11 protein-coding genes are annotated in these 13,439 nt (G+C 57.6%); 10 read left to right on the top strand and 1 reads right to left on the bottom strand.

Annotation, left to right across the window (positions count from 1 at the left end; translation table 11 throughout):
• Window positions 1–7: 7 nt before the first annotated feature.
• The 10 genes from zapE to ACIQT8_RS18805 all read left to right on the top strand — a co-directional run bounded on the left by zapE (window position 8) and on the right by ACIQT8_RS18805 (window position 12,308).
• Window positions 8–1,171, top strand: a complete 1,164-nt coding sequence (zapE, locus tag ACIQT8_RS18850; RefSeq protein ID WP_138795304.1) for a cell division protein ZapE — start codon at window positions 8–10, stop codon at window positions 1,169–1,171.
• A 179-nt stretch (window positions 1,172–1,350) separates the two neighbouring features.
• Complete coding sequence (gene mdh / locus ACIQT8_RS18845; protein ID WP_138795305.1) at window positions 1,351–2,313, top strand: malate dehydrogenase; 963 nt, start codon at window positions 1,351–1,353, stop codon at window positions 2,311–2,313.
• A 31-nt stretch (window positions 2,314–2,344) separates the two neighbouring features.
• Entirely contained in the window at window positions 2,345–3,538 is a 1,194-nt protein-coding gene (gene sucC / locus ACIQT8_RS18840) for an ADP-forming succinate--CoA ligase subunit beta (RefSeq protein ID WP_138795306.1), read from the top strand.
• A 19-nt stretch (window positions 3,539–3,557) separates the two neighbouring features.
• Window positions 3,558–4,460 (top strand): succinate--CoA ligase subunit alpha, encoded by a 903-nt coding sequence (sucD, locus tag ACIQT8_RS18835; RefSeq protein ID WP_138795307.1) that lies wholly within the window; start codon window positions 3,558–3,560, stop codon window positions 4,458–4,460.
• A gap of 171 nt (window positions 4,461–4,631) precedes the next feature.
• Window positions 4,632–7,628 carry a 2-oxoglutarate dehydrogenase E1 component gene (locus ACIQT8_RS18830; protein WP_138795308.1) on the top strand — a complete coding sequence of 999 codons (2,997 nt, stop codon included), beginning with the start codon at window positions 4,632–4,634 and terminating at the stop codon, window positions 7,626–7,628.
• Window positions 7,629–7,684: 56 nt separating this feature from the next.
• Window positions 7,685–8,902 carry a 2-oxoglutarate dehydrogenase complex dihydrolipoyllysine-residue succinyltransferase gene (odhB, locus tag ACIQT8_RS18825; RefSeq protein WP_400968274.1) on the top strand — a complete coding sequence of 406 codons (1,218 nt, stop codon included), beginning with the start codon at window positions 7,685–7,687 and terminating at the stop codon, window positions 8,900–8,902.
• Between the two features lie 66 nt (window positions 8,903–8,968).
• Complete coding sequence (locus ACIQT8_RS18820; protein ID WP_400968271.1) at window positions 8,969–9,616, top strand: LysE family translocator; 648 nt, start codon at window positions 8,969–8,971, stop codon at window positions 9,614–9,616.
• A 64-nt stretch (window positions 9,617–9,680) separates the two neighbouring features.
• Entirely contained in the window at window positions 9,681–11,087 is a 1,407-nt protein-coding gene (lpdA, locus tag ACIQT8_RS18815) for a dihydrolipoyl dehydrogenase (protein WP_138795310.1), read from the top strand.
• Between the two features lie 110 nt (window positions 11,088–11,197).
• On the top strand, window positions 11,198–11,698 hold the full coding sequence (locus tag ACIQT8_RS18810; protein WP_400968268.1) for a cytochrome b: 501 nt from the start codon (window positions 11,198–11,200) through the stop codon (window positions 11,696–11,698).
• A 121-nt stretch (window positions 11,699–11,819) separates the two neighbouring features.
• Window positions 11,820–12,308, top strand: coding sequence for a DUF2867 domain-containing protein (locus tag ACIQT8_RS18805; RefSeq protein WP_400968265.1), 489 nt, complete (start codon window positions 11,820–11,822; stop codon window positions 12,306–12,308).
• Here the strand turns inward: ACIQT8_RS18805 and ACIQT8_RS18800 are convergent.
• A complete protein-coding gene (locus ACIQT8_RS18800; RefSeq protein WP_400968262.1) occupies window positions 12,292–13,386 on the bottom strand; it encodes a TraB/GumN family protein in 1,095 nt (364 codons plus the stop codon). The genes ACIQT8_RS18805 and ACIQT8_RS18800 overlap by 17 nt on opposite strands.
• Window positions 13,387–13,439 lie beyond the last annotated feature (53 nt).

Below are 13,439 nucleotides of genomic sequence, written 5' to 3'. Positions count from 1 at the left end.
CGTCCTCATGCAGCCATTGCCCGATTACAATCATAGTGTCGTTGAACAGCTCAACGCGCTGACAGCAGCCGGCACCTTGCAGGCGGACGCTGCTCAGCTGGGTGTTGCAGCCCATCTCGATCGTATCCTCACAGATCTCAAGGCCCGCAAGCCTGCCAAGAAAAAAAGTGCTCTTGGCTGGATGTTTGCACGTAAGCCCGGGCCTTCAGCGGCTGTGAAGGGACTTTATGTCTATGGCAGCGTCGGGCGCGGCAAGACAATGCTAATGGACATGTTTTATGAAATGGCACCTGTCGCGGCCAAGCGACGTTGCCACTTCCATGAGTTCATGGCGGACGTACATAACCGGGTGCATGCACATCGGCAGAAGCTGAAAAACGGTGAAACCAAGCAGGCCGACCCAATCCCCCCTGTGGCAGCGCAAATTCTGGCTGAGGCGGAGCTTCTCTGCTTCGATGAATTCACCGTGACGGACATTGCTGACGCGATGATCCTGGCGCGGCTTTTCAGCGAATTGTTTGCCAATGGCTGTACGCTGGTCACGACATCGAATGTCGTGCCTGACAATCTCTACAAGGATGGTCTCAATCGCGGCCTTTTCCTGCCTTTTGTGGATTTGCTCAAAAAACATGTCGAGGTGGTGTCGCTCGACAGTCCTACCGACTACCGAATGGAAAAGCTGGAGAGCCTGCCCGTTTACGTGACGCCGCTTGATGGCGCTGCCGATCAGGCAATGGACATGGCCTGGCGGCATATGACGGCGGGGCATCTGGTTGCACCCACCGAAATCCCCATGAAGGGCCGTTCCATTCTGGTTCCGAAGGCTGCCGGCCGTGTTGCACGGTTTACCTTCTCCGATCTTTGCGAGAAGCCACACGGCGCTTCCGATTTTCTGGCGATCGCCAACCGTTTCGATACCGTATTCGTCGATCACATTCCGTTGCTCGATGCCGACAAGCGCAATGAGACAAAGCGTTTCATCATCCTGATCGACGCTCTATACGACCACAGCGTCCGGCTTTTTGCGTCTGCGGCGGCTATGCCCGAAAACCTTCTGGGCAAACGCAAGGGCACGGAAGGTTTCGAATTCGATCGCACCGCCTCGCGGCTTTTCGAAATGCGAAGTGCGGATTATCTGGCTCTCCACCACGAAAAACGGCAGCGAGTTTGACATTCTTGTGACGCAATTTCTTACGTTTACGTAAGAAATTATGCATCTAAACGATTGAAAATACTCGCCACAAAAGAATCTGTTGCCAATTCTGGTCAATAGGGCTAATCGGGGTGCGACAATTTTGCCCTCCCACTTTGTGTGGTGAAATTGAATTGAAGCTCGAGAGGAAGCATTCGATGGCTCGCAAAAAGATTGCACTTATTGGTTCTGGCATGATCGGCGGTACGCTGGCACATCTCGCCAGCCTGAAAGAACTGGGCGATATCGTCCTCTTCGATATTGCTGATGGTATCCCGCAGGGTAAGGGTCTGGATATTGCCCAGTCCGGCCCGGTCGAAGGTTTCAATGCAAAGCTCTCGGGCGCTTCCGACTACGCCGCCATCGAAGGCGCTGATGTCTGCATCGTCACCGCAGGCGTTGCTCGCAAGCCGGGCATGAGCCGCGACGATCTTCTCGGCATCAACCTCAAGGTCATGGAGCAGGTCGGCGCCGGCATCAAGAAATATGCCCCGAACGCATTCGTGATCTGCATCACCAATCCGCTCGATGCAATGGTCTGGGCACTTCAGAAGTTCTCTGGCCTGCCGAAGAACAAGGTCGTCGGCATGGCTGGCGTTCTCGACAGCGCGCGCTTCCGTCTATTCCTCTCGGAAGAGTTCAATGTTTCCGTTCAAGATGTCACTGCCTTCGTGCTCGGCGGCCATGGCGACACGATGGTGCCGCTTGCTCGCTACTCCACCGTTGGCGGCATTCCGCTGACGGACCTCGTCAAGATGGGCTGGGTCACGGCTGAGCGTCTCGAGCAGATCATTCAGCGCACCCGTGACGGCGGCGCCGAGATCGTTGGTCTGCTGAAGACCGGTTCTGCCTATTATGCTCCGGCCGCCTCGGCAATCGAAATGGCTGAGTCCTACCTCAAGGACAAGAAGCGCGTTCTGCCGGCAGCAGCTTACCTTTCCGGCCAGTACGGCGTTGACGACATGTATGTCGGCGTACCCACCATCATCGGTGCCGGTGGCGTCGAGCGCATCATCGAAATCGAACTGAACAAGGACGAGGAAGCTGCTTTCCAGAAGTCCGTCGGTGCCGTTGCAGGTCTTTGCGAAGCCTGCGTCAACATCGCTCCGTCGCTGAAGTAATAGCCGAAGCGGCTCAAACAGGGATTATTCCATGAATATTCACGAATATCAGGCCAAGGCTCTCCTCAAGGGCTACGGTGCGCCGGTTGCTGAAGGCGTTGCCATTCTCAAGGTCGAAGAAGCCGAAGCTGCTGCAAAGCAGCTTCCTGGCCCGCTCTACGTGGTCAAGAGCCAGATCCATGCTGGCGGCCGCGGCAAGGGCAAGTTCAAGGAACTCGGCCCAGACGCCAAGGGCGGCGTTCGCCTGGCAAAGTCCATCGAGGAAGTTGTTTCTCACGCCAAGGACATGCTCGGCAACACGCTGGTTACCGCGCAGACCGGCGACGCCGGCAAGCAGGTCAACCGTCTCTACATCGAAGACGGCGCTGACATCGCTCGCGAACTCTACTGCTCGCTGCTGGTAGACCGCTCTGTTGGTCGCGTTGCTTTCGTTGTTTCGACCGAAGGTGGCATGGACATCGAAGCCGTTGCTCACGACACGCCCGAGAAGATCCACACCATCGCGATCGACCCGGAAGCTGGCGTAACCGAGGCTGATGTCGCTGCCATCAGCAAGGCTCTCGAGCTTTCCGGCGTTGCTGCTGAAGATGCGAAGTCGCTCTTCCCGATCCTCTACAAGGCGTTCAACGAGAAGGACATGGCTCTTCTCGAAATCAACCCGCTGATCGTCATGGAAAATGGCCATCTGCGTGTTCTCGATGCCAAGGTTTCCTTCGACGGCAACGCCCTTTTCCGTCACGACGACGTGAAGGCGCTGCGCGACGAAACCGAAGAAGACGCCAAGGAAATCGAAGCCTCCAAGTGGGACCTCGCTTACGTGGCGCTCGACGGCAACATCGGCTGCATGGTCAACGGCGCCGGTCTCGCCATGGCAACGATGGACATCATCAAGCTGTACGGTAAAGAGCCTGCAAACTTCTGCGACGTCGGCGGTGGCGCTGGCAAGGAGAAGGTCGCGGCTGCCTTCAAGATCATCACGGCTGACCCGAAGGTCGAGGGCATCCTCGTCAACATCTTCGGCGGTATCATGAAGTGCGACGTTATTGCCGAGGGCGTTATCGCCGCGGTGAAGGAAGTGGGCCTCAAGGTTCCGCTCGTTGTACGCCTCGAAGGCACCAATGTGGAACTCGGCAAGAAGATCCTGAACGAATCCGGTCTCGCTATCACGGCAGCCGACGATCTGGACGATGCGGCCAAGAAGATCGTTGCCGCGGTGAACGGCTAATTTTGAAGGATCTGAATTAATGTCTATTCTCGTCAATAAAGACACGAAGATCCTTGTTCAGGGTCTGACCGGCAAGACCGGCACCTTCCACACCGAGCAGGCGCTTGCTTATTACGGCACGCAGATGGTCGGCGGTATCCACCCTTCCAAGGGCGGCACCAACTGGACTGGCTCCAAGGGCGAAACGCTGCCGATCTTCGCAAGCGTTGCCGAAGGCAAGGAAAAGACCGGTGCAGACGCGTCTGTGATCTACGTTCCGCCGGCAGGTGCCGCTGACGCGATCATCGAGGCGATCGATGCGGAAATCCCGTTCATCACCTGCATCACCGAAGGTATTCCGGTTGCGGACATGGTTCGCGTCAAGGCTCGCCTCGACCGTTCGAAGTCCCGTCTTCTCGGCCCGAACTGCCCAGGTATCATGACGCCGGAAGAGTGCAAGATCGGCATCATGCCGGGCTCCATCTTCCGCAAGGGTTCTGTCGGCATCGTTTCGCGCTCCGGCACGCTGACCTACGAAGCTGTGTTCCAGACTTCGAACGAAGGCCTTGGTCAGACGACGGCCGTCGGTATCGGTGGTGACCCGGTCAAGGGCACCGAGTTCATCGACGTGCTGGAAATGTTCCTGGCTGACGAAGCAACCACTTCGATCATCATGATCGGCGAAATCGGCGGTGCGGCTGAAGAAGATGCGGCACAGTTCCTCATCGACGAAGCCAAGAAGGGCCGCAAGAAGCCGATGGCCGGCTTCATCGCGGGCCGTACTGCTCCGAAGGGCCGTACCATGGGTCACGCTGGTGCAGTTGTTTCCGGCGGCAAGGGTGACGCAGAGTCCAAGATCGCTGCCATGGAAGCAGCAGGCATCAAGGTTTCGCCCTCGCCGGCGCGCCTTGGCAAGACACTGGTTGAAGTCCTCAAGGGCTAAGACCACATGAGACTGCATCGGGTGGTCCCGCGCTTCATGCGATGAGACTACCCGATGATTTGCACGAAATGACTGGCCGCTTCGGCGGCGACATACCAAACAATTAAAGCGGCAGGCCGGCTAACGGCCCTAACGGCATCGAGGAGGCGGACGGCGCGTCCGCAAAACACAATGGCAAGGCAAGAAGCGAACGAGCAGTTTCAGATCACGTCGTTTCTGGACGGCGCGAATGCGGCCTATATCGAGCAGCTCTATGCCCGGTACGAAGAGGATCCCTCTTCCGTGTCGCCGGAGTGGCAGAGCTTTTTCAAGGGATTGGCCGAAAACCCTGACGACGTGAAGAAGGCCGCCAAGGGCGCGTCCTGGAAGCGTTCGAACTGGCCCATTCCGGCCAATGGCGATCTGGTTTCCGCTCTGGACGGCAACTGGGCCACGGTCGAAAAGGCTGTCGAGAAAAAGGTTCAGGCGAAGGCTGAGGCCAAGAGCGCCGAGACCGGCAAGCCGGTCAGCGAAGCGGAAGTGCTTCAGGCGACGCGCGACAGTGTTCGCGCCATCATGATGATCCGCGCTTATCGTATGCGTGGCCATCTGCATGCCAAGCTCGATCCGCTTGGTCTTGCTGCACCCGTCGAAGACTATAACGAGTTGTCTCCGAAGTCCTATGGCTTCGAGGAGAGCGACTACGACCGCAAGATTTTCATCGATAACGTGCTCGGTCTGGAATACGCCAGCGTTCGCGAGATGATCGATATTCTCGAGCGTACCTACTGCTCCACCATCGGTGTCGAGTTCATGCACATGTCCAGCCCGGAAGAAAAAGGCTGGATTCAGGAACGTATCGAAGGTCCGGATAAAGGCGTTGCTTTCACAGCCGAAGGCAAGAAGGCCATCCTTTCCAAGCTGATCGAAGCTGAAGGTTACGAGCAGTTCCTGGACGTTCGTTTCAAGGGTACCAAGCGCTTCGGCCTCGATGGCGGTGAATCACTGATCCCCGCGCTCGAGCAGATCATCAAGCGTGGCGGCCAGGACGGTCTCGAAGAGGTTGTTCTCGGCATGGCCCACCGTGGCCGTCTTAACGTTTTGACCAACGTTATGGGCAAGCCGCACCGCGCCGTGTTCCACGAGTTCAAGGGCGGTTCGTTCAAGCCTGATGATGTCGAAGGTTCGGGCGACGTCAAGTACCACCTCGGCGCTTCCTCCGACCGCGAGTTCGATGGCAACAAGGTTCACCTGTCTCTGACAGCAAACCCGTCGCACCTCGAAATCGTCAACCCGGTTGTCATGGGCAAGGCCCGTGCCAAGCAGGACCAGCTTGCCAAGGTCTGGGACGGCGACATCATTCCGTTGTCCGAGCGCGCCAAGGTTCTGCCGTTGCTGCTGCACGGCGATGCTGCTTTCGCAGGTCAGGGTGTCGTTGCTGAAATCCTCGGCCTGTCCGGCCTGCGTGGTCACCGCGTTGCCGGCACCATGCACTTCATCATCAACAACCAGATCGGCTTTACGACGAACCCGGGCTTCTCGCGCTCGTCGCCTTATCCGTCCGACGTTGCCAAGATGATCGAAGCGCCGATCTTCCACGTCAACGGTGACGATCCGGAAGCCGTTGTCTATGCGGCAAAGGTTGCCACCGAATACCGCATGAAGTTCCACAAGCCTGTTGTGGTCGACATGTTCTGCTATCGCCGCTTCGGCCACAACGAAGGCGACGAGCCGGCGTTCACACAGCCGAAGATGTACAAGGTCATCCGCGCTCACAAGACCGTCTCGACACTGTATGCCGAGCGCCTGATCGCTGAAGGCCTCCTGACCGAAGGCGAATTCGAGAAGATGAAGGCCGACTGGCGCGCGCATCTCGAGCAGGAATTCGAAGCCGGCCAGAGCTACAAGCCGAACAAGGCCGACTGGCTGGACGGTCAGTGGTCCGGCCTGCGTGCCGCTGACAATGCCGATGAGCAGCGTCGCGGCAAGACCGGCGCTCCGATGAAGCAGCTCAAGGAAATCGGCCGTAAGCTGTCGACCATTCCGGACGGCTTCAAGGCGCACCGCACCATCCAGCGTTTCATGGAAAACCGTGCGCAGATGGTTGAGACCGGCGAAGGTCTCGATTGGGCCATGGCGGAAGCACTGGCCTTCGGTTCGCTCGTCGTCGATGGTCACAAGATCCGTCTGTCCGGTCAGGATTGCGAACGCGGTACCTTCTCGCAGCGCCACTCGGTTCTCTACGATCAGGAGACCGAAGAGCGTTACATTCCGCTTGCAAACCTCGCGCCGACGCAGGCCCGTTACGAAGTCATCAACTCGATGCTTTCGGAAGAAGCCGTTCTCGGTTTCGAATACGGCTACTCGCTGGCTCGCCCGAATGCACTGACGCTTTGGGAAGCCCAGTTCGGTGATTTCGCCAACGGTGCACAGGTCGTGTTCGACCAGTTCATCTCGTCTGGTGAACGCAAGTGGCTCCGCATGTCCGGTCTCGTCTGCCTTCTGCCGCACGGCTATGAAGGTCAGGGTCCGGAACACTCCTCGGCTCGTCTGGAACGCTGGTTGCAGATGTGCGCCGAAGACAACATGCAGGTCGCAAACGTTACGACGCCGGCGAACTACTTCCACATCCTGCGCCGCCAGATGAAGCGTGACTTCCGCAAGCCGCTGATCCTGATGACGCCGAAGTCGCTGCTGCGTCACAAGCGCGCCACGTCTTCGCTGGCCGAGCTTGCCGGTGAGTCCTCCTTCCATCGCCTGCTTTGGGACGATGCGGAAGTCATCAAGGACGGTCCGATCAAGCTGCAGAAGGACTCGAAGATCCGTCGCGTCGTCATGTGCACGGGCAAGGTCTACTACGATCTGCTGGAAGAGCGCGAAAAGCGCGGCATCGACGATGTGTACCTGCTTCGTATCGAGCAGCTTTATCCGTTCCCGGCCAAGGCGCTCATCAACGAGCTGAGCCGCTTCCGCAATGCGGAGATGGTATGGTGCCAGGAAGAGCCGAAGAACATGGGCGCGTGGTCGTTCATCGACCCGTATCTCGAATGGGTTCTGGCTCATATCGACGCCAAGTATCAGAAGGTCCGCTACACGGGCCGTCCGGCTGCCGCCTCTCCGGCGACGGGCCTTATGTCCAAGCATCTGGCGCAGCTTGCTGCGTTCCTGGAAGACGCGCTGGGAGAGTGAAAACTCTCCCGCACCGCCCCTCGTTGAAAAAGACACCTGAATAACGGAACTAGATCATGGCCACTGAAATCCGCGTACCAACCCTCGGCGAGTCCGTTAGCGAAGCGACCGTCGGCACCTGGTTCAAGAAGATCGGCGACACCGTAAAGGCCGATGAGCCTCTGGTGGAGCTGGAAACCGACAAGGTTACCGTTGAAGTCCCGTCGCCCGTTTCCGGCGTATTGACGGAAATCGTTGCCCAGAACGGTGAGACTGTCGGTCTCGACGCTCTGCTCGGTCAGATCGCCGAAGGCGCTGCTGGCACTGCGACTGCCGCTGCGCCCGCACCGGCTGCCGCACCTGCACCGGCTGCCGCCGCCGCTGCTGCACCTGTTGCCAGCTCCATGCCGCCAGCACCTGCTGCTGGCAAGCTGCTTGCTGAAAACAACCTCTCTGCTGACCAGGTCGATGGTTCCGGCAAGCGTGGCCAGGTTCTCAAGGGTGACGTTCTGGCCGCTGTCGCCAAGGGCGTTTCCGCACCTGCCGCCGCGCCGGCTCCGGCAGCTCCTCGTCCGGTTTCTGCTGAGCAGGATGCCGTTCGTGAAGAGCGCGTGAAGATGACGCGTCTGCGTCAGACGATCGCGAAGCGTCTCAAGGACGCCCAGAACACGGCTGCAATGCTGACCACCTACAACGAGGTGGACATGTCTGCGGTGATGGATCTGCGTAACCGCTACAAGGACGTGTTCGAAAAGAAGCATGGCGTAAAGCTCGGCTTCATGGGCTTCTTCACCAAGGCTGTCACGCACGCCCTGAAGGAACTCCCAGCCGTTAACGCAGAAATCGACGGCACCGACATCATCTACAAGAACTATTGTCACGTTGGCATGGCTGTCGGCACGGACAAGGGTCTTGTTGTTCCGGTTATCCGTGACGCCGACCAGCTTTCCATCGCTGGCGTTGAGAAGGAACTCGGCCGTCTCGCCAAGGCAGCACGTGACGGCTCGCTCGGTATGGCCGACATGCAGGGCGGCACCTTCACCATCACCAACGGTGGTGTCTACGGTTCGCTGATGTCTTCGCCGATCCTCAATGCACCGCAGTCGGGCATCCTCGGCATGCACAAGATCCAGGAGCGTCCGGTTGCCATTGGCGGTCAGGTCGTCATCCGTCCGATGATGTATCTTGCGCTCTCCTACGATCACCGTATCGTTGACGGCAAGGAAGCCGTAACCTTCCTCGTTCGCGTCAAGGAAAGCCTGGAAGATCCGGAGCGTCTGGTTCTCGATCTCTAAAAAGCACACCGAGCGGGGGGCTGCGGTAACGTCGCCCCCGTTTTCATGGTTGGTGGAGAATAGTCCGTGCATCAGTATCTGATCGAACTTGCGTCCCTGATGGCCATTTTCTCCTTCGCCATCGTTTCTCCCGGTGCAGACCTTGCAATGGTCATGCGTCAGGCGATGGTGCATGGACGTCGGCAGGCAATCATCACCAGCTTTGGTGTCGGAACGTCGCTGATGTTCCATGTCACCTATACGATCCTCGGACTTGGTCTGATCATTTCCCAGTCGATCTATCTCTTCAATATCGTCAAGTGGCTCGGTGTCGCCTATCTCATTTATATCGGGATCAAGGCGCTGCGGGCCGGCAAGACCGAAATGCCTGCTGCAGAGGATGAGATCAGCGGCTCTGCCAGAAAAAGCGAGCAGACGGCTTTGAAAGCCTTCACGCTGGGCTTTGCCGCGAATGCGCTGAACCCGAAGCCGGTTTTCTTCTTTCTGTCGATTTTCTCGACGGTGGTTCATGCCCATACCCCTGTTGCCATCAAGTTTGGCTATGGGTTGGTGATAGCCAGTTGCCTGATCGCCTGGTTTGTTGGCGTCAGCCTCTTCATGACCACGCCGCGCATGCGCGCGGCATTTGCCCGCGCCAGCCAGTGGATCGATCGTACCAGCGGCGTGGTGTTCATCGCTCTCGGTATAAAACTCGCAACGGAAAAAGCGGCCTGATTTTCAGGTCAAACGAAGTTGGGCAGCGCACACTGTCTGTCCGCAATCAATCAGGAACACGAATATGGCATACGATGTAGTTGTAATCGGTACAGGCCCCGGCGGTTATGTCTGCGCGGTCAAGGCAGCCCAGCTTGGTCTGAAGGTGGCTGTTGTTGAAAAGCGCGCGACCTATGGCGGTACCTGCCTCAATGTCGGCTGCATTCCCTCCAAGGCTCTTCTGCACGCTTCCGAAACCTTCGCGCACGTTGCTCATGGCGTCGATTCGCTCGGTATCGAAGTCGCTGCACCGAAGCTCAACCTCGACAAGATGATGGCGCACAAGGACGGCGTGGTGAAAGCCAACGTCGATGGCGTCTCGTTCCTGTTCAAGAAGAACAAGATCGACGCTTTCCAGGGCACCGGCAAGGTCGTTTCCGCCGGCAAGGTCTCCGTGACCAACGACAAGGGCGAGACCCAGGAAATCGAAGCGAAAAACATTGTCATCGCGACCGGTTCCGATGTTGCCGGTATTCCTGGCGTTCAGGTCGAAATCGACGAGAAGGTCATCGTTTCCTCGACCGGCGCAATTGCGCTTTCCAAGGTTCCAGAAAAGCTGATCGTCGTTGGCGGCGGTGTCATCGGCCTCGAACTGGGTTCGGTTTGGGGTCGTCTTGGTGCCAAGGTTACGGTCGTTGAATATCTCGACAACATCCTCGGCGGCATGGATGGTGAAGTTTCCAAGCAGGCGCAGCGCCTGTTTGCCAAGCAGGGTATCGACTTCAAGCTCGGTGCCAAGGTAACGGCTGTCGAGAAGGGTGCGAGCGGCGCGAAAGTGGTGTTTGAGCCGGTCAAGGGCGGTGCGGCTGAAACGCTGGAAGCCGATGTTGTGCTGATTTCCACCGGCCGCAAGCCTTACACCGAAGGTCTCGGCCTCGCGGAAGCGGGCGTTGCTCTTGATAGCCGCGGTCGCGTCGAAATCGACGGTCATTTCAAGACCAACGTTCCCGGCATCTACGCTATCGGCGATGTTGTGAAAGGCCCGATGCTGGCACACAAGGCCGAAGACGAAGGCGTCGCGCTGGCGGAAATTCTCGCTGGCCAGCATGGTCACGTCAATTACGACGTCATTCCGGGCGTCGTCTACACACAGCCGGAAGTCGCCTCCGTTGGTAAGACCGAAGAGGAACTGAAGGCTGCAGGCGTTGCCTACAAGGTCGGCAAGTTCCCGTTCACTGCCAATGGCCGTGCGCGCGCTATGCAGGTTACGGACGGCTTCGTGAAGATCCTTGCCGACAAGGAAACCGACCGCGTTCTCGGTGGTCATATCGTCGGCTTCGGCGCAGGCGAAATGATCCACGAAATTGCTGTTCTGATGGAATTCGGTGGCTCTTCGGAAGATCTCGGTCGCACCTGCCACGCACATCCGACGATGTCGGAAGCGGTCAAGGAAGCGGCTCTCGCAACTTTCTTCAAGCCGATTCACATGTAATCGGCAGAATTAAATTTTATTCATTCGGATAACCCCGGCTTGCCATGCAGGCCGGGGTTTTTCATATTTGCACTGAAAGCGTGTCTAACCTTTTGATAAAAGGCAATAAAATGGCATCTTCCAGTCAAGTTTCCTTTTCCATGCCACAGCGCGTCCTTCATTGGGCGATGGCACTCCTGATCTTCTTCAATCTTTTGTTTCCGGATGGCATGGAGCATGCCTACCGACTGATGAGGCGAGGGGAGGCGTTGACGTCCGATCAGATCTTCTCCGCCAATATCCACGCCTATGTCGGCTTTGCCATTCTGGGGCTTGCACTTCTCAGGCTCTGTCTTCGTTTCGTGCAGGGCGTTCCTCCGCATCCGCAAAATGAGCCCCGCCTGTTAAAGATTGCCGCGTCCATCGCGAATTTCACTTTCTATGCGCTGTTTTTTATCCTGCCTTTGTCCGGCATCGCTGCTTACTACTTCGGAGTGCAGGCGGCTGGGCAATTGCATTCCGGTCCGTTCAAGGTGCTGATGTGGGTGTTGATCGTCGCGCATATTGCCGGAGCCCTCGTCCACCAGTTCTATTGGAAGACGGATGTGGTGAAGCGCATGACACATGGGTAAGCGACGGTTTGTCACCTTGGCACCGCACTGCCTAACGTGAAATCTACCCTCTGAAGTGCCTGGCCGAAAATAGAAACAAATTTTCGGCCGCGTAGGCGCTCTCGTATCGAGGGGTGCTGATATGCGTGACGTCGAGACAATTCTTGCAAAAGCCGACTGGTTGGATCGTTTCAGTGGGGAGCTGATTTCGGCGGATGCCGACTCCTTGCAAGTCAGCCAGATGCTGTTGGAACATCCTCCTAGATGGATCAGCGCCTTGATGTCGCTTCGAAACCGGATCGTCGCTATTGCGGGCTTGAAAACGGTCGCGTTTGTGGCTGGCGCATCGGCAGGTGGTTTTCCTGTTGTGTCATCGACACCGCAACGTACCGTCCTTGGTTTCGATGACCGTCACCTGAATTTCCGCATCGTTGTCGACATCAGAGAAGGAGCGGATCGAAGGTATCTCGATGTAACAACGCTCGTTCGGCGTAACAATCTGTTGGGACGCCTCTATTTGCTGGCGGTTGGGCCTTTTCATCGTCGCATCGTACCGGCGACGATGCGGCCGATATGCGTGAATGTCATGCCTGTCATTCGGGAAGACGGCAAACCTACTCGACGCGCGTAACCCTGAAGCCCTGGGCACGCAGCAGCTCGATCACGCCTTCTGAACCGGGAAGGTGCAGCGCTCCAACAGCCATGAAGACATTGCCTTTTTCAAGTTCGGGGGCTGCGCGCTCTGCCATGACGTGATTGCGGTCGGTGATGATCCGCTGTTCGAAAGCGGCGTATCCCTGCTCACTTGTTCCTGCGGTCTTCGTATCGAGGCTTTTGAGCATCGGCATGGTCATGCCAATGTCGCCACTGACGTAGAGATCTGTCATGGTTGCCATGACGTCGTCCATCCGGTCACCCAGTTCCAGCGTCTCGATCAGCGACTGCAGATGAAACTCCATCGGAAGTTCCGACATGGCCGTCAGTTGCTCGACCATCGTTTCGAGGCCAATGAGGCGTTTGCCATTCTTCAGAGCATCCTCGGCCAGCTTCTTGTCCAAGAAGGAAGCGCCAGCAGCCTTGCGCGTAAACTCGCAGGCAGGAAGGGCAACGAAGCCCGACAGCATCCATGGTTTCATGCGCGAAACGGCATTCAGCGGAATGCCGCGGTCTTTCAGTCCCTTCTCAAGCCGGGCAGCATTTTCAGGGGAAAGGATGTCGGTGATGGACTTGCCATCCAGAAACATGGTGAGTTCTGGTTTGCTCAGCAGCGACACCGCGACTTTCTGATCGTCGACGATTTCGTCAGACTCGACGATCACAGCGCCAGCTTTTTCAAAAGCTGCTTTCGCGCCGTTTGGCATCTCCAGAACCCGTGGGTCGGTCACATGCATCGTCCCCAGAAGGTAGGATGGCTCAGCCCCTGACTTTTCAATCCGCCAGAACGTGCCTTTGCCGTTCGGAATGGCCGCGGCTTCCTGCTCGATCGCCTGGTATCGTTGCGGATCGTTCTTCTGCATGGTGACAAGAATATCGGCGCCGCCACAGCTTGTTTCCTGTGGGGCCGCCTCCGCTTCACCAAGTGACAGCAGGGTCATCAGAAGGATTGCAAGGGCAGTCACATGCAGCAAGGCGAGCAGCCAGAGGACGGCATCTCCCGCTTTTCCCATGAGGGCCAGTGTCAGGTTTTGGGGTTTGTTCAGACTATGCATGGGCGTTATCCGGTTCTGGATCGCTTATAGACCGGCGGCTTGGATGTCTGGTT

The sequence above is a fragment of the Agrobacterium sp. NPDC090273 genome (genome assembly GCF_044772305.1).
Lineage (GTDB): Bacteria > Pseudomonadota > Alphaproteobacteria > Rhizobiales > Rhizobiaceae > Agrobacterium.
Note: the sequence above shows the minus strand (reverse complement) of the source record. Positions and strands in the feature narration are given on the sequence as shown.